The following is a 23,646-nucleotide window of genomic DNA, read 5'->3' as shown; positions in this document are numbered from 1 at the left end:
GCTATTCCGGTTTAAAGTCTCCTATTTTTATAATATTTCCCAGACGATCTATTTTGAGGGGAAGACAGATTTCTTTTATCATTTCCTCTTCTCGAGTGATTGCTCGTTCCATTTTATTCATAGAAGAAAATTCCATTTTATCTACAATGCTTTTTGCAACTTCCGCTTTGATAAAGAAACATCGGTTACCGGTGGCTGACACCGTTTTATACACCCGCTCCCGATCTATCGGGAAATGAATCTCTCCATCACTCACCTCCTTCGCCGTGGGTAAATATATCAAATCATTGGGCGAAAGAATATATTTCGGGCTATCCCCATTTGCGTCCTCGGGAGCGGGCGACAATCCTTTCTTTTGCCGGTCAATAACCGTATTTAACGGGATTGTTGCGTACGTTCTTTTGCGTGCAAACGTGCCGGTTTCTGGATCAACACTTTCCGTTTCATAGATCGCGAAGAATAGATTGGTACCTTTAGCGGCTTCCACGAATTTTGAACTTTTATTTCCCGATTGTCCGACGGCAAATTTATCAGCTTTCTCGTACCATCTTACTTTATAAATAGGTTGATGGTGCGTCCCGTCGTTAAGCCGCTTTATATCCCGATTCATGGCATCAATCCCGTCAGGCGAAAACGCTAAATTGGGATCATCATTATTTTCCTCTAAATGGCGGAGCAGGATTTTCTGAATACCAGTATCCGTTATTTCTTCTATTATTTTCTTTCGGGTAAATGTCGTATCCAATGGTTTGCGAGTGGCAAAATACCTGTCCTTTGTTTCTCGCGTGAAATAGTAAACTTCAATCTTTGAAAGATTAATGTCTTGCCAGACATCACGATTATCTTCAAAATACTTCTTTATCTTCCCGCTATCATAACCTAGTTCGAGCATGGCTATTAATTTCTTTTTTAAGTCTTTTTCCACGATCGTTTGTGGTTGCTTGATAGCCTCCTTCAGTGAAACCGTTTTTATTTTGCGCAGATTCACTTCTCCGAAGACGGTTTCTTTATGCATCGGTTTGCGGATAGCCCAACTTGTTCCCTTCGTCTGACTGGTAGATACTTTTTTCCCGTTTTCGTAATGCAGGTAGTGATTTGTCGTTTTATTTATGACACGCAGATTCTGCTTGAAACTGACAATGATGTTTTGCAATGCCGTCTGCATATCTCGCGTGAATGTTTCCCAAGGCTTGTTGAGAATCCATTTATAATTACCTTTATCGTCAGTTTTATATTTGGTACAGAGTAACGATTGCAAGTCATGGCGGGCAACCTTTGCTTTGTTGCTTGCCGACTGGTTATTCAGGTAATTCACGATATTACGATTCGCGCATGCGATGACGATAGCATCCATAGCGTGGTGGCGATGGTCGATACGCTTTTTATTGAAACCTTTCTGCAATTCGAGGGGGATTGAAGGAATAATATGTCCGTTTGCGCTCACGGATGTAAATCGAGAGCACCCCGTTATTTCATTCAACCGAACAAAACGGGGTAGAATAATTTTGTTCCAAACATCATTAACCCCCCAATCCTTCTTCAGTCGGTCTGTAACGCCGCCCGTGCAAACAATGACATTTTTGGAAAGAGCCTCTTCTTCTCCTTCTTCCCGCACGATATTCGAGAGCAAAGATGTTACTACTTTACTGATATAGCGGCTGTCATTCAATTGGCGGGCAATGAATTGCTCGGGAATATCCTCCATGAGCAGTTTCTTCATTTTACCACGGTTACGCGAATAGTGTTCACGCGCGAAACGCTCGTAGGCTTCAACGGAGAAAATTTCAACCGTTTTCCCGGAACCGAGGTACACCTTTTCCCCGGGATGTTTTTTGATAAACTCGTACCCCAAGCAATTACTTTTTAATTTATTCACTTCCGCTTCACAAATCACCTTGTTGCTGAACGAATCATCAAAATAACGTGCTTGCGGGATGATATGTTCTATTTCATAAGCGGGAGTGAACAATTTGCCAAGTGGTATTACCTCACCTGTATACGGGGATACATATTTTTGTTCCAACCACAGCTTGTAACGTAAGATTTCAGAACGGGAGGGGTACCTTTTCGTGTCACCTTGTTTGAATTTGTCCAATATGGAAGAAATATCTTCCGGTAATTCGGGAGTACTATTTAACACGGTATCCTCGTAAATACGCAAAATATCTTGTTGGCTTGGAGAATAAGGACGAACATTTTCAATCTCGAATTCCGGATTTATAAATTCCGTCAACAACATTTTGACGCGTAAGTTCGTGTTTTCATTTTCCAAAATCTGTCGTGTTATGTCGGCACGCTTGCCGGACGGATTCTTCATCTCTCGTCCAAGCTCGACGTGAATTTCATCAATCCGACCTGCTTGTTTCCAAATATCTCGAACCGTGCGTAATGTCTCCGTGATCACTTGTTCCACGATCGGATTACGCAATGAATGTTGCTTGAATGATTGCAAGTAATCGTCTATATCCGCGGGAGTCTTCCACCGGGTGATATCTTTCATTTCCGAGTGACGATTGTAAACGATATAACACGTCAACCACGTGGGCAACGAATGGAAGTCATTGATGGAGGTTAGGTTAATCGCTTTCTCCCGAACCCGGTTTCGTATATTGTCGTCGTACTCTCCGGCAATTATTTTGTCAATTCGAGTCTTGGTTTGGGCATCAATAGCAGTTTCGTTCCAGTACTTTCCGCTTCGCATCAAAGGAAGTAATTTCTTGATAGCTTTGGCTGAATAGGCTCCGTATTCTTTTTTGAAAGGAGGGAACTTTTTAAATACGTCCGCGAATTCGGCATTCAAATTATTTTTACGGGCAAACGACCGAAGAGCTTTTTCAATTTCTTGTTTATCCTCCACCGAGTATAAAATATGCCACAAGGCTTCTTCTTTTTCCCTCGTGAGGAAGGTGGGAGCTACGTGTGCTTTCTCGAGATAAGCCAAGATTTGGGCATGGGTTTCATTGCAAGGATAAGTTTTTTCTTCGACATAATTCCATCTGTAATTGGCGGCTTTGTTTTTCAAGTGAAATGCCGGATATTTCAAAAAATTCTTTTGGTCGATCTCTTTTTTGTCATTTAACCACGAGAACAATTCGGCGTAATCTTCTTCTGTGGGCAATAATTGTCGGGTGACATCTATATCAACCCCTGCATTTTCGCCTTCTTTCTGGTAAATACGGATGTTGGAGATAAATTGCCACAGGCGAAATTCTTGGAATAACGGGTGGGATTTGGCGATACACTTGATCGGGGAGGTCTTGATTTCTCCTGTTTCCGTGTCAACGAAAGTATTCTGCTCGTACGGGCAATTTTCAATGAGCGACTTTTTACTTTTCAACGGGCGTTGATAAAAGATAATGTCATTCATGAAAAGGTGAATAAAATCTCTTGCGGCAATATTATTGCGATGTGCCTCGTTGTTGGGATAAAGTTCTTGAATACAGGTAGTATATAATTCTTTGTTCTGTAATTCCGGGTGAAATTTGATTTGTGCCTTCAGTATCTGTTGAAGTTCATCCCTGTAATATTTACGCTCGATCGTGTGTAGCAGTTTCCCGCGTATTTTTTGAGAAGGATTCTGTAACAAGGTATCGTAAATATATCTGCCCACGGTTTCACCACTCTTCTCGATATCAGCCTCGGTTCTTTTTTTTGAAAGCGTCCAATCCTCTTCTTTCGGTGCTCTAAAAGATCTTTTTATATTCCCTTCTTTGTCTTTTTTAGGGTTTCCCTCCGCGTCTATATCTGTTGTTACGATGAATTCTTTTATTTTGCCTTCCCACTCTAAAGGAGTGGCACTTGTCCGGCGATATATCATGCCATTCTCCAGATGAATGTTATACCACGAGTCTTTTCCTTTTTTTTCTCCGCTGTCTTCTACTTTTACGACTTTAAGCGCGTAAAATTCTTCCAGTTTAGAGGAATTTTCTTTTTCTTCCTCTCCCCGGAGTTGATAGTAGCCTCGTTTTTGGTTAAAATTTAGTAGTATCCATGCCAGTTCCTCTTTCTTGATTTTTTGTGTTAGAGCCTTTTTGCGCAAATAGTATAGCGTCCAATCATAAGGAACTTTTTTATTGCCCGCGACTAATTCAGGTGCATGGGTGGCAAAATCAAATAACATTTCATTGAAAGAATCTTTGAAAATAAATTCATGTATTCCGTTTTCATCCGGTTTCCACGGAAGTTTACATTCAATGCCTGTTGAGAATTTCCCGTGACGATCCAAATGATTCGTGTAATGTTCAGGTAAAAATCCCAGTAAATCTAAAACACGGTGTAAACGTTCACGTCTTAATAAATGCCTCTCTCGTAAACGGCGTACGCCTCTATAGCGGGTACGTTCAGCGGTTTGTGATGTTGAATTTCCTTTATTGAAGTCCCCCAATATGGCGGCATCCATCGGAATAATGCGACTGCCGGCGGCTTCTATTTCCTTTAATTGTATTTTGTCCTCGTTATCAATATTACCGTTTATTAGAGCCCAGCCGATACTGTTAGTTCCTAAATCCAGTCCTAAAATTTTTTCCCCCATGACCATACTGTTTGAATTTCTTCAAAACTATAAATATTTCTTTAAAAATCCTATGGTATTTCGTTTATTTTTTCTATGTTTGCGATACTAATTTAAGCAAATCACAATAAGGATTATTCCGTTGTGAAAACATTTAGGGCAGGGATAAGAATAATTTTCTTGTCCTTTCTCTTTTTTATACTCCCGCGTATTTGCCCGGTGAAAAAGTGCTCCGGATACTATTTCGCCGGAATCACGATCCACTTTTCGATATTCCGGGTTTTGGCACTGAAATTCACCCCGATTTTGAACAATTTACGGCTGTCCGTTTCAAAAGGCAGGGCGTAACGTTTGTCGTCGATTTGTTGTAGTGCTTCTTCCGCCGTACCGTTCAATTTAAATTCCATCACGTAGATATAATCTGCTGCTTTTACCACTAAATCCACTCGTCCCTCGGAGGTACGGTATTCCGTTTTCGTGTAGAATCCCACCAGTTTGAAAACGATGAACAACACGTTCTCCAGATTGCATGCACGCGCGCTCCACGACTCCCTTGAAGCGCAAGGCGAGAGTACTTTCCCCAACTTCGGTACCGTAGATTATTTTCCATTTCATCAGAGCCTCGTTCAAGATTTTATCCAAGCTGTCCGGAGAATCTTATTTCCCGATATTCAGATCGAGATGTAACACCGGTCTGCGCACCCAATCCTTTTCCAACGCCTCTATCGCCAGTCCCTCGAACAACTCCTTTTCTCCTTGGAAATCCGTTTATTTTTTTGTGACAATAAGACAAAGATACCTAAAATGTCGGTACATGCGCCATGTTTTTGTATATCTCGGATAATTTGTTACGTTATATATTTATTATTCAACCATGCAACTTCATATTTTTTGCATATCTCGGATAATTTATTACGTTTGTATGTTTGTTCTTCAACCATGCAACTTTATGTTGATTGTATGTGAAGGGATATTGTAAGACATTTAGATACTGTAGTTTATAACTGTATACATGCTCGTGAATTGAAACATGATGTGTAGGAGTTTCGTGGCGGATAACAGTAGAACGGCGCAAGCGTTATGGTTGGCGCTGGCTAATGCCTTGTCATTATGCATGACATTGGTCATATCGGCTATCCTTAGCCGATACATGACTGCTGTCGAGTATGGCACGTATCGTCAGGTGATTTATATTTACTCGACTTTGTTGATGATCTTTTCCTTCGGGCTTCCCGGTGCGTATTCTTACTTTCTTGCACGTGTCCCGGTAGAAGAAGGGCAGGCGGTGATTCGCAAACTCGGCGTGTTATTCTGGGGACTTTCTTCCGTCTTTTCAGTCACCTTGTTCACGGGGGCATCACGGATAGCCGAATTACTTGGCAACCCGTTGCTAACCGATAATTTGAAATATTTTGCCATAACTCCCTTGCTATTGATGCAGGTATTGGGCGTCGAGCGCGTATTGACCGTGTACGGGAGGGCACGTGTTGTGCTGGTGTACGTGCTGTTGAGTTGCGCTTTCAGCGTACTTTGTTCCGTGATACCCGTGATTGTTTTCAATACCGGGGTTCCCGGGGCAGTTATCGGGTTGGTGCTCGCTTCTTTTGGCTCCTTTCTCGTTGGTATGCGACTCTTGTCATTGCCCTTTAAGAATGTAACACGGGGAAGAACGGATTTGACAACCGCGGATATATTGCGATTCTCGATGCCGGTGTTTTCTTCGAGTTTGTATGGATTTGTCATTGGTTCCGCGAGCCAATTTTTCGTGAGCCGTTACCTTGGGGTGGAAGAGTTCGCCATGTTCGCGAACGGTTACAAGGAACTTCCGGTAGCGGGGATAATGATTGGTGCCGTTTCCGGTATTTTATTACCGGAATTTTCCCGGATGACAAAGGACGGTTCCGGTAGCGGGCAATATCTGGTCCTTTGGAAAAACGTGGTGCTCAAGTCTGCGTCGGTAATATATCCGTTTACCGTCTATTGTTGTATTTTTGCCCCGGAAATAATGGGAGTGTTATACGGGACCGCTTATCGTGAAGCTGCCGGTTTATTCCGGATTGTCACGATAGTAAATTTGGTGCGTATCGTGCCGTACGGACCGATAATGTTCGCGTTAGGCAAAGGCAAGATATTTGCCAACGCCCACTTGGTCACGGCGGTACTATTGCTAGGGCTTGATTTTCTTTGCGTTACCTTTTTTCCGTCTTTGTCTGCGATTGCTATCATTGCAACGGCAACCACGGTCTTTTGTCTTGTGGTTTTAATGGTAAGTACGGCACGGCTCCTGAACACCGGGCTTTCGGGATTGATGCCATGGAAATCCATGTCCAAAATTCTATTCGTGTCTGTCTTCTCGTGTTTTTTAGGGAGTTGTGCGGTAAATTTAACGGGAGTTACCCGTGATTTCCCGGTTCTTCTCTCGGGATTTTTGATATCGGTTGTTGTCTATCTGCCTCTTTCATATATCGCGGGGATTAATTACGTGAGGCTGTTGAAACCGTTGGTGTCATCCCCGCGAACGAATCCATGAAAATGAAATTGACTATGAATATTCTAATTATCACAAAGCATTTTTATCCTTACAATCGAATTGCCTCTTTTCGAATTAACTCGTTCGCTAAATATTTTCATGAAGCGGGGCATTCGGTAACGGTCGTGACCGAGGGAGAATGTGATGAAACCGCCTTGTGGAATGGCTGTGAAGTTTACTATATTAAAGATCCGATGATGACTCCGGCGTATTTGCTTAAACAAATACAGTTAAATAAAAAATGGACTCCAAGACGAGTGGTTAGGGCTTTAGAAGCAAGAATATTTTTGAAGGGACCCTGTATTTGGCGTGCCAAGGCCTATAAAAAAATAGAAGAATTATTTCAAAGAAATGATTTCGATGTGGTATTGAGTTCTTACGGGCCTTTGACTCCTCACGCACTCGTGATGAAATTGTTAAAGAGAGGATACAAATTCTTTTGGGTTGCTGACATGCGTGATGAAATGTCAAAACATCCTGTCTATTCCAAGATATACGCGAAACGGCTCTCGTTTTATGAACGTAAAATACTCGAGAAGGCAGATTTGGTATTGTCCGTGTCGAAGCCCCTTATTGATGATTTTAAGACGATGTGTTCACACGAGCGGTTTTTGGAAGTGAGAAACGGATATGATTACGAGGAGTGTCATGAAGTGAATTTTCAATCCCAATTCACGATGGGCTATATAGGTAGGTTTTATGGAATGGCTATTCCGGATAATCTGTTTAACGCCTTTTCCGAATTAATCGAGGAGGGAAGACTACCCGAAAACAGTCGGATTAAAATAGTTGGAAATCACAGGAATGTTGATGTGCCCGGCAGGATATCGTCGAACGTGATTCAATGTAAGGCTGTGCCTCATGAAGAAGCGATCAGGATATCCACGACTGACGTTGATACACTCGTGATGGTGCATAGCTCCGGGCGGAAAGGAGTGTATTCCGGTAAATTGTTCGATTATCTTGCCACGAATAAACCTATTTTAGCTTTGTACGACCCTAACGATGTGGTTGCCCCGCTACTTGCCGAAACAAAAGCCGGGTTTATCGTTGACGACGCCGATAAAGAGGGGATTAAAAATATGATCATGAAATGTTATCAGATATGGAAGAATAAGGAGGTGCTTCCGCGAGATTGGGACAAGATAAAACAATACTCGCGTCGCAACCAAGTCCAAATTCTTCTCGATTACCTGTCTGCAAATTACCGGGGCAAAAACAGCTAGATGCCCGCGTATTCGCTCGGTGAAAAGCGATCCGGGTTCTCGTTGCCGAAGAACAAATATAGATGCAGTGGCGTTCCGTCCGGTTGTCCTGCCGCGGGGATTTCCATGGTTACCTCCCCGTCACCGCGGTGCGCGTTATGGCAGGTAATCATTTGCGGGGAACGGGGTTGCGTGTTGTAGAAATACCCGAGGTACACTTGATCCGAGGCGCTTGCTTTCGGTCGGTCGGCGTCATTTTCCCAGCGGAGAGTTACCGTCCAGCCATCTCGTGCTACATCGGTAATCACCGGGGCTTCCAAGGTTCCCATGGAGAAACGGAATGTCGGGAACGCCCACACGCCTTTGCCTGGGCGGAGGCATCCGCCGTTCACGGAGTGGAATGCCGAGTCGCTTTTGGCGGCATGAGTTTCCTTTGCCCAGATTTTCCACACGGGTAGCCCTCCCGTGGTGCGTCGGTACACCCGCCACATCTTCCGAACTTCGGTGAATTGGTTGGAAGACTGTTCTTCCCCTTCCGAGCGGGATTTCTTGGGTCCCCGTTTGGATTTACACGTCCGCACGCCATTCCCGTGGCGGTAGAGTGTCACCCCGTCCATTCTGACGGGACCGTTGGCAAGTAGAGCAAGAAGTATTGGTGAAGTCTTATCCATACCTATATGATTTAAGTATTAATTCCGTATCAATTCCGGTGCAATAGTACTTAAAATATTTTAGTAATCCAAATAATAAGCTATTAAAACGCTATTACTATATAGGGTTTTAATAGCGTTTTAATAGGGAACTAATAGCGTTTTATACGGGATTGAACCGGAATTCATACGGGATTAGTGATAAATTAATGTATGTATTTGCCTAATCTTGGCATAGTTTTGGTAGGAAATATTTATATTTGACAGGAAAAATTTTAAAACAGAAAGAGTATGGCAGAATTTGTGAATCCGGTAGGAAAAATACGGGGGAAATACGGGAACGTGATTGGCTACGTGCGGAAGAACGGGAAGAACTATTGCAAGAGTGCGGGGTTGAAGCGTAAGCCGAACGGGGAGGTGCAGAAACGGCAGTCGATAGCCTTCGCCACGACGACAGAAAGAAAACGATGGTTGATGGTCGCCATTCGCTTAGGATTTCCCGGGGGAAACGGCTATCCGGAGGGATTCAACGGGTTCGTGAGCGCGAACGTGACGAATGCCGTGGAAGTGGAGAGGGTTGACCCGGAGAAACCGATCAGTGTGCGCAAGAAAGCCGGACGGGAGTTCCGTGGCGAGATCGATTACCGGAAATTGCGGGTGGCAGCCGGGCAGTTGGTACCGCCATCGGTTAGTGCCGAGGTGGACGCGGAGAACCGGAAGGTGCATTTCACCTCCCCGGGGGAGCAACTCGAATTGATCGATTGTTTCTTGGATGATAAAATTTATGGCGTGGTGGCTGGTGTACGGAACAAGCGTTGCCGCGTGGTGGAATTGGGTACACGGGGAGAGGCTATCGGCACGAGCGTGGATTTCCCGAGAAATGTCGAGGCAGACGAGCTTGTCGTTTACGTGTTTGCGGCGGGTGCCGACGGGAAGGATGTTTCCGATTCGGTGTGCGTGTGTCACCCGGAGTAACGACTTAATTGTCTTTCTTTATTTTGGATACTCCCGTGGCGTCGAGTTTTATGATTTTCGGGTTGCCGGAGTACGTGATCGAGGATACCCCGGAGGCTTTGGCGCTGAGTTCTTTCACGACGTTGATGTTGACGTGGGAGGAGCCTGAGGCTTCGATGGTGGCATTGTCGATCCGGAAGTTGTCAAGGTTCGCGCGAGAGGCTCCGTTTACTTCAATGTTGCCTTCCGTGCTTTTGCCCGCGAGGGTGAGGTTGCTGGCTCCCGATATTCTGAAAGCTATCACGGGGGCGGTGAGTTCACCGGATATTTTTGACGCTCCTGCCAAGTGTATTTCTGCTTCTTGATTTACGCGGATGGGGTCGGTTGACTTCATGGCGGAAGCGCCGACAATTTTCGCCTTGAAGTTGTTCGCGGTGATTTCTCCCGTTAAAGTGAGGGAGGAGGCTCCGGTCAATTCGACATTTTCTAACGCGGACAGGTTGACTTCGGCGGTGAATTTCTCGTTGTTTTTTCCTTTGATTTTACCTTCAAAGGTAATGAGTAGTATCCCGTCCTGTTTTAGCGTGAAGTTTAGTTGCTTTTCCAGTCGGGCGGGAATGGTGACCGATGCCCCGGTGGATTCGCCTTGTCTGGCGGTAACTTTGAATGCCCCGTGGACTTCAATCCCGGTGATTTTTTCTCCTTGGAAACGGGAAATCGTGATTTGTTCTTGCGCGATGGCTCCGGTGATGGCGAAGCAGAACATGAAGAGGATGAATGTAATTTTTTTCATGATTATTATTTTTTAATGGGACGTTTAAAGGTAGTGAAAAGTTACAAAGGGTGATAAGTATTGGAAAAAAATTAGAAATTTGTTTGTTAAGAATTAATCTTTACTTTTGTAAGTATCAGATGTTTTTTTAATCTATAACGCTATGCAATACACTTGTAAATATCTTTCGCCCGCGGGTGGAATAACGATTGCCAGTGATGGCGATAGTCTGACAGGACTATGGTTTGACGGTCAGAAATACTTTGCCGATACCTTGTCGGCAGAGCATGAAGAGAAGTCTTTGCCTGTTTTCGTGCGGACAAAAGAGTGGTTGGATTGTTATTTCGGCGGTAAAGAGCCCGGTTTCACTCCCGATTTGCATTTGGATAGCACGCCTTTTCGTCTTGCCGTGTGGGAAATATTAAGGGAAATTCCTTACGGTAAAGTGATAACTTACAAGGATATCGCGGAAGAAATTGCCCGGCAAAAGGGGGTACGGAATATGTCGGCTCAAGCGGTGGGAGGTGCCGTGGGGCATAACCCGATCAGTATTATTATACCGTGTCATCGTGTTGTCGGTTGTAATGGCAGTTTGACCGGATACGCGGGAGGTATTGCTAAAAAAGTTCATCTGCTTGCTTTGGAAGGTGTTGACCCGGGTAGATTTTTTGTCCCGTCGAAGGGAACGGCATTGTGATAGACGTGTTTTCACGGGAATTAGTAGCTTCCTTTTTCTATTAAAATATAAATTGGAGCACTTTTTCTCCGATTTTGATATTAAAAGATGTTAAATGTAATGTTTTTTCGGGGAAACAGGGATTTCTTGTTTTTGATTAGTGCAGGGATTCCAGTAGAATATTAAGATTGGAGGTGAAAATTTTCACGGACATGGCAAGCAGGATGATGCCGAAGAATTTTCGCAGGATGTAGACACCACTTTTACCCAAGACGCGCTCCACGAGGTAGACGTTGCGCAGGACGACGTAGACGACGAGCATGTTGAGGATGATGGCGATGATGATGCTCAAGGGGCTACATTCGGCTTTGAGGGTTAAGGTTGTTGCCAAGGCTCCTGCCCCGGCGATAAGCGGGAACACGACGGGGATGAATGTGGTTGCTCCTTCGGGACCGTCGTTTTGAAATATTTCGATGTTGAAAGTCATTTCTATGGCAAGCACGAAAAGTACTAACGCTCCCGCCAGCGCGAAAGAAGGTATGTCGATGTTGAATAATCTCAATAACCCGTCCCCGGCAAAAAAGAAAGCGATAAATATAACCAGAGATATTCCTGACGCTTGGGCTGCGTTGACTTTTTTCCCGGTACTGTTAAGACCGATGACGATTGGGGTGGAACCCGTGATATCGATAATAGCAAAGAGTACCATGAAGGCGGTGAATATTTCTTTTATATTGATGCTGAAATCCATAAATCGAAGAATAATATGTTTTAATTGACGGGACAAAGATAAGGATAAAAAATAGAAAAGTCGGGTGCTAAAAATGGAATATCTTGTATGGGGGTAATTGTCTTGTAAATTGGAGAAGGTAATCTTTCATAATTATCACTCGTGATTGACTGAATTTATCCTATTTTGTTCTATCTTTGCACGATAGATATCCTTGTCGTAAGGGGATGGAAGGAATTTTGAGTGTAAACATATAGCACATCTGTTGTGCCGGCGAAAATAGAGGAATAATGAAAGAACGTGAAATGCCTTCTCGGGAGGATGGTAATTTGTCTTTTGAAGAGGAAGTGTCCGAATTAATGGATGAACAGTTTTTGTTCACGGAAAGTGTATGTATTGATTTACCCATGGGGGTTGAGATTTATGATGCACGGGGGATATTGCGTTTTATAAATGATAGTGCCTTGCGTATATATGGTGTTGACGACCGGAATACCGTGGTCGGTACGGTTAATCTTTTCAATAGTCCTTATATGGATGAAGTGTTGGAGGCAAAAGTCCGGGGAGGAGAGGAGATTGAACTGGAGTTCGAGTATGACTTCGACAAGATAAATAGCAATGCCTATTTCAAGAGTAAAAATCGGGATACCATGATTTACGCGGTGCGGATTGTCGCGGTGCGGAACAAGAAGGGAAGTATTATAGGGCATATATTACTCACGAATGATGTTACTGCCGTGAAGGAAGCCGAGTTTCACACGGAAGAGAGCAAGAAGGATATGGAGATGGCGATGGATACGGCTAATATGTCGTCTTGGGTGTATGATGTGGATAAGAAGGTATTCGGTACTTTATATGGCAAGGCTATCGTGGAAGATGGTGTGACTCTTGCCGAGTTACTGGTGAAATTGCATCCTCAGGATCATGTCCCGTTGATGCAACTTTTTTCCCGATTGATAGATAAAGAAATTCAACAAGGGCAGATAACGGTGCGTTTCTATGACGAGCGGGAGGGACAATACCGTTATTACGAGAGCCGGATGCGATTGTCGATGGAGCATTTCGGAAAGCGGTTGATTGTCGGAACGCAAATGGATGTGACGGATAAAGTGCGGATGGTAAAGAGAACACAGGATTTGCTCGCGAAGCGGGAGTTGGCGATGCAATTCAATAGTATTGTTCATTGGGATTTTGATATACGGACACGGAAGTTTGAAGCCTATAATGACCCGATTAATGATTATGCCAGTGATAAGCTTGTGACTGTTTCCGAATACATGGAGGTAGTCCACCCGGAAGATTGTTCTGTTTTCAATGATGCTATCCAGTCGATGTTGTCCGGAGAAGATCTTACGATTGATTTTACTTGTCGCATGCAAACCAAGTACGATGAAACATGGCAATATTTCAGTGTTACGGGTGTTCCTTTCGAACGGGACGAAGAGGGTAATATTGTGCGATTCACGGGATTCAGACAGAATATTTCCAAACTTCACCAGTTGGATGAAGAACTCAGAAGAAGGAATTACAGGATAGAACTTACTTTTAAGACTGTCGGGATGTCTTATTGGGATTTTGATGTCGAGAGCAAGCAGTTCCGGGCGTTTAACGATCCGGTAAATGATTTCCTCTCGGAAAAGGCAATCACTCCCGAGGAGTATCTGAATGTAACCCACCCGGATGATATAGAGCATGTTCGTGAAAATATCGATTGTATGCTCCGGGGGGTAGATAGAGAGTTCGCTTTTAAATACCGCTCCAAGACGAGGTGGGATAAGGAGTGGCAGACTTTGCTGGTGACCGGCGTGCAGGTCGAAAGGGATAAAAGAGGGCGTGTACTTCGTTATACCGGAATCAAGTTTAATAACACGAAATCGGAGAACGTGGCACGGGAGTTAAAGGAACTGAAAGAGAAAGCCGAACTTTCCGATCGGCTTAAATCGGCTTTTCTTGCTAACATGAGTCACGAGATACGTACGCCGTTGAATGCCATTGTCGGGTTTTCCGGGTTGATGGTGGATTGTGACGATCCGGCGGAAAAAGAGGAGTACATGAATGTTATCCGGTCTAATAATGAGTTGTTGTTGCGATTGATTAATGATATTCTTGATCTCTCCAAGATTGAATCGGGTGTTCTTGAGCGTAGGAGAGAGAATTTCAACGTGACGAAGGTGTGTAATGAGTTGTACATGATGATTTCGCAGAAGATCACGAATCCTGATGTCGAATTTTTATTGGAGCCCGGACCGGACTGTTGGATATTTCTGGACAGGAACCGGCTTAAACAGGTGTGGATGAATTTCCTTTCCAATGCCGTGAAATGTACGCGGTCGGGATATATTAAAATGGGATACTCTATCGAGAGGGGAGGCATCCGGGTGTATGTCGAGGATTCCGGTGTCGGAGTCCCCCGGGAGTTGCAGGATAGATTGTTCGGTCGGTTCCAGAAGTTGAACGAGTTCGCGCAGGGGACCGGGTTGGGACTGGCTATTTCCAAGGCTATCGTCGAGGGTGCGGGGGGAGAGATAGGGTGTTCTTCTACTCCCGGTGTCGGCTCGACTTTCTGGGCGTGGGTGCCTTGTGCCATATCCATGGAGGAGAATGGTGATCCGGTTATCACGCAATTTTCGGAAAAACATTCTTCTTTGGATAAATCACGGGAACTGAAAATTTTGGTAGCTGAAGATAATGATAGTAATTATTTGCTGGTGCGACAGATTCTTAAGGGGTATCATGTTGTTCGTGCGCTGAATGGAGTTGAGGCTGTAAAGATGAGTCGTGACGAGAAGTTCGACCTTATTTTTATGGATATGAAAATGCCTGTCATGGGCGGACTGGAAGCAACTCGGAAAATACGAGAGTTTGACGCGGAAATACCCATTATCGCTCTCACGGCAAACGCGTTTGATTCTGACAGAATCAGCGCCATGGATGCCGGATGCAACGCCTTTTTGGCGAAACCTTTGGAACGGAAACAGTTGCTTGAGATTTTTTCTATGAAATGGTAGGGGGAAATTAAACATTGGTGATGATTGTTTTATATGCCTGAAATGTGAAGGTGGAGTCTAAAAGATAGAAAAAAGGTTATATATTTGTAACGTTGAAGTGATGTTTTATTTATCCGGAGTGTCATGGCTGACGTTGATGATGTTTTTGTACGACAGGTAAACGGGAAGCAGGAAAGAGCTTATCATGAGTTGTTCCGGCGGTTTTATAATTACCTTGTAGTGTATGCCATGAGGCGGGTGCAACGGCAGGATGTGGCGGAGGACGTCGTTCAGGAAGTATTCGTGAGTATGTGGGAGGGTGATAAGGAGTTCAATTCGTTTGTCGGGTTGAAGGCGTTTTTGTATAATGCCGTGTCGAATCGTTGTCTGGATTATTTGAAACACCAGAAGGTGGTAGAGCAGTACGTGGCTGTCGCTTTGCGGGAAGGGAAGGAATGGGAGGAGATGGATTTGGTGGAGGAGGAGATGTACCGGGAATTGCATTTGGCAGTGCAGGGATTGCCGGAAAGGAGCCGTGCGGTTTTCGAGTTGCATCTGGAGGGGAAGAAAAACGAGGAGATCGCGCGATTGCTGGAATTGTCGGTACTTACCGTGAAATCGTACAAGAAAAACGCGATGCATTATTTGAAGAAAAGATTGGGTGATTTGTATTTTTTATTGAACGCGGTAAAAATAATTTGATTCGGATACCCTCTTTTTGTACCCTCGGTCGTATTTGGTGTAAATAAGAAATTACGCCATGAGCAGTGCCAATAAAAATGAAATAAGTTGTTTGCTTCGGAAGTATTTTTCCGGGACGTTGTCCCCGGGGGAGAAAATACGGCTGGATAGTTGGTTGGAAGAAAGGGAGGAACACCGGGTTCTTTTCGAGAGATTGCATAATGACACTCGGTTTGCCGAGGAGTATGGGGTGTTTCGACGAGTGGATACGGAGCGGGCGTGGGAGCGTTTTCGCGAGGGACGGGGATTAGGTCGTAGACGGAGGATAGGCACGTGGGTGAGATACGCGGCTGTTATTATGATACCCTTGATTGTCGGGGGGATTTGGTGGGGAATTTCTTCCGGGCGGAAGGAGAAGCAGCCGTTGGTGGCGCAAAAGTCTTTGCCTGTATTGCGGAAGACAGACGTGATTCTGGAACTTGCCGACGGGAAGAAAGTGGTTCTGAAGGGGAAGCAGGAGAAAATGATTCAAGTGGGAGAAAAATTAGTCGTGAAGCAGGCAGCCGGGGAGTTGGTGTACTCGGATTCCGCGGGGAATACTCGGGTTGACACGAATATATTGCGAGTGCCCAAGGGAGGGGAGTTTAAATTGCAGTTGGCTGACGGGACACGGGTGTATTTAAATTCCGCGACAAAACTGAAATATCCGGTGGCTTTCGAGGGGGAAGAACGGCGGGTGTATCTGGAAGGCGAGGCTTATTTCGAGGTGGCGAAGGACGCGGAACGACCGTTTTTTGTTGTCACGGACGAGATGACGGCACGGGTGTACGGGACGGAATTTAACGTGAACACGAGTTCTGAGGACGGGGTGCGCACGGTGTTGGTCGAGGGAAAGGTGGGGGTGACCGTGCGGGGTTCCGAGCGGGAATACGTGTTGAAGCCTAGTGAGATGGCTTTCTATGACCGGGGCTCGGGAAAGGTAGATGTGCGGGAAGTGGATACGGATTTGTACACGTTGTGGAGGAAAGGGATGTTTGTTTTCGAGCGGGAGTCTTTGGAAAGTATTATGGAAACACTTTCGGCATGGTATGACGTGGAAGTGTTTTTCCAATCGGAGAGCGCGAAGCGGTTGCATTTCTCGGGGCATATGAAGCGTTACGAGCAGATAGACGAGATTTTGCACGCGATTACGGACGCGACGGGTGTCGTGTTTACTATAAACGGGAAAACAGTTTGTGTTTCAAGATAAAACGGAAGGTCGGCAAACCCTCCGTTTCATTCTCATTTAAACAATAAACCTCGCCTTGGAACCGTGAGGGTTTATTGAGTGTTTAATTTATATTACGACAAATGTATGAAAAAAAAACGATTATGTTTTCGATTACCCTGTGGTACGAGAAAAAAAATTGAAAGAGTGATGAAATTTTTTTGGATTTTAATGTGCGCTTTTACTTTCTCTGTTTCGGCAAATTCATTTGCTCAACAGGAACGAGTCAGCTTGAATTTGAAGGATGTGGCAGTACGGACATTGTTCGATGAGATTCAACGCCAGACGAATCTTTATTTCGTGTTCAACACGGAGCAGACGGATCAGTTGGGGCAATTGTCTTTGCGTGTCGAGAACGAAACGGTGGAGAACGTGTTGAAGAAGGTGTTGGAAGGCACGGGGTTGACGTATAAGTTTCGCAGGGATCTGATCGTGATTCAGCAGGAAGACGAGAAAAAGGACGAGAAGAAGGGTAAGCGGATTTTCGGTACGGTTGTTGACGAGAGTACGAAAGAAGTGTTGCCGGGGGTTACGGTGAAGTTGTCCTCGGGGGCTTCCGTGACGATGGGGACTTCCACGGATCACCGGGGGCGATTCGAGTTGGTGCTTCCGGTGACGAAGGGTACGTTGGAGTTTTCTTTCGTGGGGTTCGAGAGCCAGAAGGTGAGTTTTAACGAGAAGACGGATAGTTTGCGGGTGGTGTTGAGAGAGAAGGTGAACGAGTTGGAAGATGTCGTTATTACCGGTTACCAACAGATTGACAGGCGGCATTTGACGGCGGCGGTGACTTCGCTTAAAATGGATGATATTGATGTGCCGGGTATAAACCGTCTTGACCAGATGCTGGAGGGGCGTATCCCCGGAATGACTTTTATGCAGAATAGCGGTCAGGTGGGGGCTACCCCGAAGTTGAGAATACGCGGAACTTCTTCTGTCCTCGGGAATCAGGAGCCGTTGTGGGTGGTAGACGGGATTATTCAACAGGATCCGGTGAACATTGATCCGCAACAGTTGAACGACCTCGATTTCGTGAATTTGTTGGGTAATGCTATTGCCGGGTTGAACCCGGACGACGTGGAGCAGATCGACGTGTTGAAGGATGCCGCGGCAACGGCATTGTATGGCGTGCGGGCTGCTAACGGGGTGATCGTTATTACCACGAAAAAAGGGAAGGTGGGACCTCCCAAGTTATCTTATTCGTTGACGGGAAGTTTTTCGACTCGCCCAAGGTACACGGACAAGGGGTTGAACTTGATGAATTCCAAGGAGAGAGTGGATGTTTCCCGCGAGTTGATGGAGCGGGGGGTGCGTTATACCGGAACGTATAACAGTTTCACGGATTGGATCGGTTACGAGCAGGCTTATTTGGATCATTATAAATACGGTGCGATCAGTTTTGAAGAGTTTCAAAAACGTTCGGCTTATTATGAAACGTTGAACACGGATTGGTTTGATATCTTGTGTCGGGATGCTTTTTCGCACAACCATTCGTTGAGTATCAGCGGGGGAAGTACCAGCGCGAAATATTACGCTTCATTTGGGTACGCGAACGACCAAGGGGAGATTCGCGGGGAAAAGAACGAACGCTACACGGCAAGTGTGCGGGTAACGGTGCAGCATAATAAATTCCAGATGCAATTCGGGATATCCGGTAACGTGCAGGATAAGTTATATAATCCGAGTGAATTGGGAATTATGAATTATGCTTATAATATGACCCGTGCTATCCCTTTGCGTTGGGAAACGGGTGCATTGTACACGTACCAAAAGAATAATCAGCCGTTTAATATCATTCGGGAGATGGAGGAGTCTGAATACAAGATAGCCCAAAAGAGTGCGAGCGTGAATGCGCAGTTGCAATACCGGGTGTCGGAGGCGTGGAAATTGGTCGGTACGGCTTCTTATTCCATGGGTACTTCTGATGATGAAACTTGGTACGGGGAAAATTCCAATTATATTCTTCAATTGAAGAACAAGAGCAATAAGTTGTCCGAGAGTTTGTGCCCTTTCGGGGGAGAGCTGAAAACCAATGCTACGCGTAATAGTTCTTATATGCTTCGTTTGCAAACGGATTATAGCCGGTATTGGGATAAGGATAACGACCATTTCACGAATGCTTCTGTCGGTTACGAGTTGTCGTCATCGACTTACCGGAAAGAGGCGAACACGGAACGGGGGTATTATAAAGACCGCGGGATGAGTTTTGCCGGATTTGCCGATGGTGATTATGAGAAATACCCGAAATTCTACGAGTGGAGTGTTTCCAATCACCCGAAATATACTAAATCGTTGACAAACACGATGTCGGCTTATCTCACGTTGACGTATAGTTACAAAGACCGGTATATTTTTAACGTGAATACCCGCGCGGATTGGTCTAATGCTTTCGGTAGCCGTAGTAACGAGAAGTTGCTTCCCGTGTGGTCGTTTTCCGGACGCTGGAACATGACGGAGGATATTGTTCGGAACGTGAATTGGATCAATAATTTGGCATTGCGTGTGTCATACGGTATCCAAGGAAATATGTCGAATGATCAGCCTACGCGTTTGATTATCAATAAAGGTGGATATAGTAACTCTAAGGGTGGATATACTTCGACGATTAGCAAGTTCCCGAATCCCGATTTGAAATGGGAAAAGACACACTCTTTTAACGCCGGCTTGGATTTCAGTTTGTTGAAAGACAAGATTCAAGGTTCTGTTTCATGGTTTTACAAGAAAACGATTGACGCGTTCCTGTCGAAAACCGTGTGTAACGTGAACGGGGTAAATTCTTACGTGGTTAATTCCGGTAATGTTGAGAATAAGGGTATCGAGTTGACGTTGAATTTTGTCCCGATAAACCAGTCGGTATCGTCTAACGGAAAGAGAGGGTTCGTGTGGAGGTTTGATCCCCAGATCGGGCAGACGTTGAATAAGTTGTTGAACGACCAATTGCGTAAAAATGATAAAACTTTGCAAGATGAATTGTCGTTGTCACAATTTTTGAGTGGTTCCGTTCAGTTGGCGGGAACACCTTTGAATACGTTCTTTTCTTATAAATACGCGGGCTTGGACGGTGAGGGAAAGCCTACGTTCAAAGGCTTGGAAGCGGACCGGGCTGATGAATTGCATGAAAAGTACAAGAATTTGAGTAAGAAGGACGTGTGGTTGGCGGTTTTGGATGAGTCCGGAAGCCGGGTGCCCGTGATTCAAGGTGGGGTTAGTAACTATTTCGGTTACCGGAGTTTCACGTTGTCTGTTAATTTCACGTATAGTTTCGGGAACAAGATTCGATTGTTGCGTATCGCTTCCGGGGAATATAGCGCCGTGTCACCGAAACCGATGCAGAATTTGCGTCGGGAGTTCGTGAATCGCTGGAGAAATCCGGGTGACGAGAAGATAACGGATATACCGGCATTGTCTATTGACGGTGGACAAGATAAAGGGTGGTGGTATAAAAACGAGTATAGAAATCATTGGGAACCGAGCGGGAATGCTACCATATATTCGATGTATGATGACTCGGATATTAGAGTGGCGAGTGGTAATTACGTGCGTTTGCAATCTCTTACTTTGCGGTATTTGTTACCCAAGGAGTTGTTGAAAAAGTTGGGAATGTCTTCCGGGTATTTGTCTTTGTCCGGCTCTAATTTGCACACTTGGGCGAGCAAGGAGTTGAAAGGGCAGACGCCGGAACAATCGGGGACTTCCAGCGTGGTAAATATTTCGATTCGACCGAAGTATTCGTTTAGTTTGAATGTTGTTTTTTAAAATGGATGTATGATGAAAAGATACAGTATTTTGTGGTTTACGGTGCTCCTTTGCTGGCTAAGCGGGGGATGTAAGGATTTCTTGAACGAGTACTCGCAGAGTCTTTCTTATATAGAAACGGCAGCGGATTTGCAGGAATTGTTGTTGGGAAGCGGGTATCAGGATCCCGCTGTGACTGTAAGACCGGGTGGAGAGTATGTCGCTCAGGCGTGGAACAACACGCAGATGAAAGATTTCATGACGTATATTCATTTGATGGATGATGATCTTAAAGAGGCGCCCGATCCTAAAGAGAAAGACACTTATAACAGACCTTGGCAGACTATGTCCGGATTCTATCGTTGGGCGGATGACCCGAATATGAATATACTGGGTACATCGTATATCGATCCCGTGTGGGAGGATTTTTACAAGCGTATTGCTGTCTTAAATTCTATTATATCGGAGATTCCCAGACAGAGGGAGAAAAATAAAATAGGGGAAGAGGAGGTATTGAATCAAGTGGGAGGAGAAACCTATTTTTTGAGGGCTTGGTATTATTTCATGTTGACCAATATATACGGTGCGCCTTACGAGAAGGCTAACCCGAATGCCAAATGGGGAGTGCCATTGAAGTTGTCGGAGGAGGTGATTGATATGTATTATTCCCGCCACACGGTAGGTGAAGTTTATGAAACGATCGTTTCCGATTTGAAGACCGCTATTAAATTCTTTGAACGGATGAGTGCGCCAAGTAAGTCGAAACGCATCGCGAGTGCCGAGGCTTGTTACGCTTTGTTGAGCCGGGTTTATTTGTACATGGAGCGGTATGAGGATTGTATTGAGGCGGCAGATAAGATAGAAGGTTTTGGGGTAAGGGAACTTGGTTCGTTGCCTGTTGCCGAATCTTTTGCCACGATAGAATCCGTGGAAACGATATTTTCCCACGGACCGTACGTGATGTATTGGATTCATGGGGAGGATGCTGAAATAGAAACGGTTAACAAGATTGATATAGACCATTTGTTGGAAACGGGAGAAGTTATCATGATCCAGACACAGGAGGTGAAGCAGAATGCTTGGTCGTGGGCTTGTTCTGCCACGTTTGAATCTTTGTTTGACGAGAATGATTATCGATTGAATCGTTTTTTCAGTCGCACCCGTTACAAGAAAAATTTGGTACCGAGGAAGTATAAGGCGAGTATGACTTTTGCCGAATATGATCCGGTGAGTATGGATACCGTGGTGTGCACGAACACGGGAAGTCCTGCAGCTTCCGCGGGGTGGTTGCGTTATGGCGAGGTGCTTTTGAATAAGGCGGAGGCACAGGCTTGTTTGGGACAGGGTGATGCAGCCAACACGCTGAAGGAGTTGCTCCGGTCTCGTTACAAAGTGATGCCGACGATTCCCGGCGGGGGAAAGGAATTGGTGGATTTCGTGCGTTTGGAACGGCGCAAGGAGTTGTGTTTCGAGGGACATCGTTGGTTTGACCTTCGCCGTTACGCGGTGAACTCGGTTTACCCGGATAAAAAGCCGATAGAACATGTTTGTTATCAAATTACAACCAACGACAAGGGGGTGGCCGTGGCTGAAAAGGTTGGAGAAACAACTCTTGAAGCATATAGCGAGAATAGCATGGGGTCGTGGATGATTCCGATACCGCAGAGTGTAATCACTTTTTGCGACGGGAACATGGAAAATCCGGAGCGGAGAGGGGTGTCTGCAAATTTTGTACTTGAAGAAGAAAAAGAGGAGGAAACATTATGAAAAGGTTTATTTGTATTTTGTTGCTGGGGATGTTTTTGGCGTGTTCAGAGGAGGATGCGTTGCCCCCCACGGAGGTGAAAGATTGGTACGTGATTACCCCGACGGAGAATATGGACGAGGTGGATGAAGCGATTTATCACTTGTATGAAAAGTACAATAAGGCTGTGTTTTACAAGGATACGATCGGCTCTGAAGATCGGGGTTGGAAAGACGAGAACGGAAACCCGAAACTTTATTACGAGGTGCTTCGGTTAAGTTATGACATGACGGAATCAAATAATATTCAAACGAAAATCACTTACACTCCCGCGGATGTGTCGACTCCCGAGAGCAAGAAGGCTATGCTTCCTTTGTTGGAATTGATGGATGAGAAATTGTTTGCATGGATCGAGGGAGCGGACGTGCACGTGCCTGCCGTCCTGATCGTGCAAGATATGGAGAGAGCGAAGAAGCCTTTGTACGTGTACCGGGGATTCGGGGTACTCGGTTTTGCCTTGAACTGTTTTGAGCAAAAGAATGCGGATTCTCTTATCCAACGGACTTTTTTGCATGAGGTGTGTTATGTGGCTTTACAAGAAAATTTGTCTACTTATCAAGATATTGTTATTAATGCTTTTGAAAACAACACTTCAGCATCTCCCGCGGTAGCGAAAGAGTGTTGGGGGGTGAATTACGAAACGTTTGTACCTTCCTATGTTTCTTGGCTTACCAGTGTGAATAATCTGCAAGTGTATGCAAACATGAAATTGCAGTATGAACAACAAAAGGAGGAGGCGCTGGAGCAGTTGAAAAATGAGAATTTAACCGAGGCAGAGCGGAAAAAATGGGAAACTAAACTTAGTTCCGCTGAAATGATGCTTACTTTCGTGGAGGGGAAATTGGGTAATTACGATGAGTACAAAGCAAATCTGGAATTGTATTGTCCCGAGAATTTTGGTTTGTTGGGTTTGACACAAGGTAAAGTCGGTGATAAATTGGCCTATTTTGTTCCGACTGCCGTAGAGGATTTTGCCGCTTACTTGGATGCCATGTTGGATTATAGCGAGGAGGAGTTCAAGGCAAAATACGAGAAGTATCCTTTGGTGCAAGCACGCTATATTCTTGTACAACACGTGCTGAAGAATGCCGGATTTGATATTCAACGAATTCGGTCGGAGATTGATTGAAAATAGTTGTCTGTTTTTA

General features: G+C 45.0%; 14 protein-coding genes and 1 pseudogene. 10 read left to right on the top strand and 5 right to left on the bottom strand.

The features are described from left to right. Nucleotide 1: 1 nt before the first annotated feature. Complete coding sequence (gene cas9 / locus ACK8P8_RS18700; protein ID WP_369859744.1) at nt 2–4,531, bottom strand: type II CRISPR RNA-guided endonuclease Cas9; 4,530 nt, start codon at nt 4,529–4,531, stop codon at nt 2–4. Between the two features lie 218 nt (nt 4,532–4,749). Then, nucleotides 4,750–5,031 (bottom strand): annotated as a pseudogene (locus ACK8P8_RS18695) (PD-(D/E)XK nuclease domain-containing protein); the annotation flags it as partial. Nucleotides 5,032–5,540: 509 nt separating this feature from the next. Between ACK8P8_RS18695 and ACK8P8_RS18690 the strand changes: the two are divergent. Both ACK8P8_RS18690 and ACK8P8_RS18685 read left to right on the top strand, forming a co-directional pair. Further along, a complete protein-coding gene (locus tag ACK8P8_RS18690) occupies nt 5,541–7,040 on the top strand; it encodes an oligosaccharide flippase family protein (RefSeq protein ID WP_369859745.1) in 1,500 nt (499 codons plus the stop codon). A 14-nt stretch (nt 7,041–7,054) separates the two neighbouring features. Next, nucleotides 7,055–8,266, top strand: a complete 1,212-nt coding sequence (locus ACK8P8_RS18685; RefSeq protein WP_369859746.1) for a glycosyltransferase — start codon at nt 7,055–7,057, stop codon at nt 8,264–8,266. Here ACK8P8_RS18685 and ACK8P8_RS18680 read toward each other — a convergent pair. Next, a complete protein-coding gene (locus ACK8P8_RS18680; RefSeq protein ID WP_369859747.1) occupies nt 8,263–8,916 on the bottom strand; it encodes a hypothetical protein in 654 nt (217 codons plus the stop codon). The genes ACK8P8_RS18685 and ACK8P8_RS18680 overlap by 4 nt on opposite strands. Nucleotides 8,917–9,186: 270 nt before the next feature. Here ACK8P8_RS18680 and ACK8P8_RS18675 point away from each other — a divergent pair, with 270 nt between their 5' ends. Beyond that, nucleotides 9,187–9,870, top strand: a complete 684-nt coding sequence (locus tag ACK8P8_RS18675) for a hypothetical protein (RefSeq protein WP_186974579.1) — start codon at nt 9,187–9,189, stop codon at nt 9,868–9,870. A 4-nt stretch (nt 9,871–9,874) separates the two neighbouring features. Here ACK8P8_RS18675 and ACK8P8_RS18670 read toward each other — a convergent pair whose 3' ends face one another. Further along, complete coding sequence (locus tag ACK8P8_RS18670) at nt 9,875–10,642, bottom strand: head GIN domain-containing protein (RefSeq protein WP_369859749.1); 768 nt, start codon at nt 10,640–10,642, stop codon at nt 9,875–9,877. A gap of 142 nt (nt 10,643–10,784) precedes the next feature. Here ACK8P8_RS18670 and ACK8P8_RS18665 point away from each other — a divergent pair, with 142 nt between their 5' ends. After that, on the top strand, nt 10,785–11,318 hold the full coding sequence (locus ACK8P8_RS18665; RefSeq protein ID WP_369859750.1) for a methylated-DNA--[protein]-cysteine S-methyltransferase: 534 nt from the start codon (nt 10,785–10,787) through the stop codon (nt 11,316–11,318). Nucleotides 11,319–11,454: 136 nt separating this feature from the next. Here the strand turns inward: ACK8P8_RS18665 and ACK8P8_RS18660 are convergent, their stop codons facing one another. After that, complete coding sequence (locus tag ACK8P8_RS18660; protein ID WP_099290938.1) at nt 11,455–12,048, bottom strand: MarC family protein; 594 nt, start codon at nt 12,046–12,048, stop codon at nt 11,455–11,457. 269 nt (nt 12,049–12,317) lie between these two features. Between ACK8P8_RS18660 and ACK8P8_RS18655 the strand changes: the two genes are divergently transcribed. The 6 genes from ACK8P8_RS18655 to ACK8P8_RS18630 all read left to right on the top strand — a co-directional run bounded on the left by ACK8P8_RS18655 (nt 12,318) and on the right by ACK8P8_RS18630 (nt 23,627). After that, nucleotides 12,318–15,035 carry a response regulator gene (locus ACK8P8_RS18655; RefSeq protein WP_186974575.1) on the top strand — a complete coding sequence of 906 codons (2,718 nt, stop codon included), beginning with the start codon at nt 12,318–12,320 and terminating at the stop codon, nt 15,033–15,035. 123 nt (nt 15,036–15,158) lie between these two features. Then, complete coding sequence (locus ACK8P8_RS18650; protein WP_303178913.1) at nt 15,159–15,716, top strand: RNA polymerase sigma-70 factor; 558 nt, start codon at nt 15,159–15,161, stop codon at nt 15,714–15,716. Between the two features lie 58 nt (nt 15,717–15,774). Next, nucleotides 15,775–16,944, top strand: coding sequence for a FecR family protein (locus tag ACK8P8_RS18645; RefSeq protein ID WP_410026141.1), 1,170 nt, complete (start codon nt 15,775–15,777; stop codon nt 16,942–16,944). A gap of 168 nt (nt 16,945–17,112) precedes the next feature. Further along, nucleotides 17,113–20,715 (top strand): SusC/RagA family TonB-linked outer membrane protein, encoded by a 3,603-nt coding sequence (locus tag ACK8P8_RS18640; RefSeq protein WP_410026140.1) that lies wholly within the window; start codon nt 17,113–17,115, stop codon nt 20,713–20,715. 9 nt (nt 20,716–20,724) lie between these two features. Further along, nucleotides 20,725–22,461: a RagB/SusD family nutrient uptake outer membrane protein gene (locus tag ACK8P8_RS18635; protein WP_369859754.1), complete on the top strand. Its 1,737-nt coding sequence runs from the start codon at nt 20,725–20,727 to the stop codon at nt 22,459–22,461. Next, the gene (locus tag ACK8P8_RS18630) at nt 22,458–23,627 is read left to right on the top strand and encodes a hypothetical protein (RefSeq protein WP_369859755.1); all 1,170 of its coding nucleotides are present in this window, start codon (nt 22,458–22,460) and stop codon (nt 23,625–23,627) included. Before ACK8P8_RS18635 ends, ACK8P8_RS18630 begins: the two co-directional genes overlap by 4 nt. Nucleotides 23,628–23,646 lie beyond the last annotated feature (19 nt).

The sequence above is a fragment of the Butyricimonas muris genome (assembly GCF_046365375.1).
Taxonomy (GTDB): domain Bacteria; phylum Bacteroidota; class Bacteroidia; order Bacteroidales; family Marinifilaceae; genus Butyricimonas; species Butyricimonas muris.
This window is presented reverse-complemented; position numbering and strand designations above follow the sequence as displayed.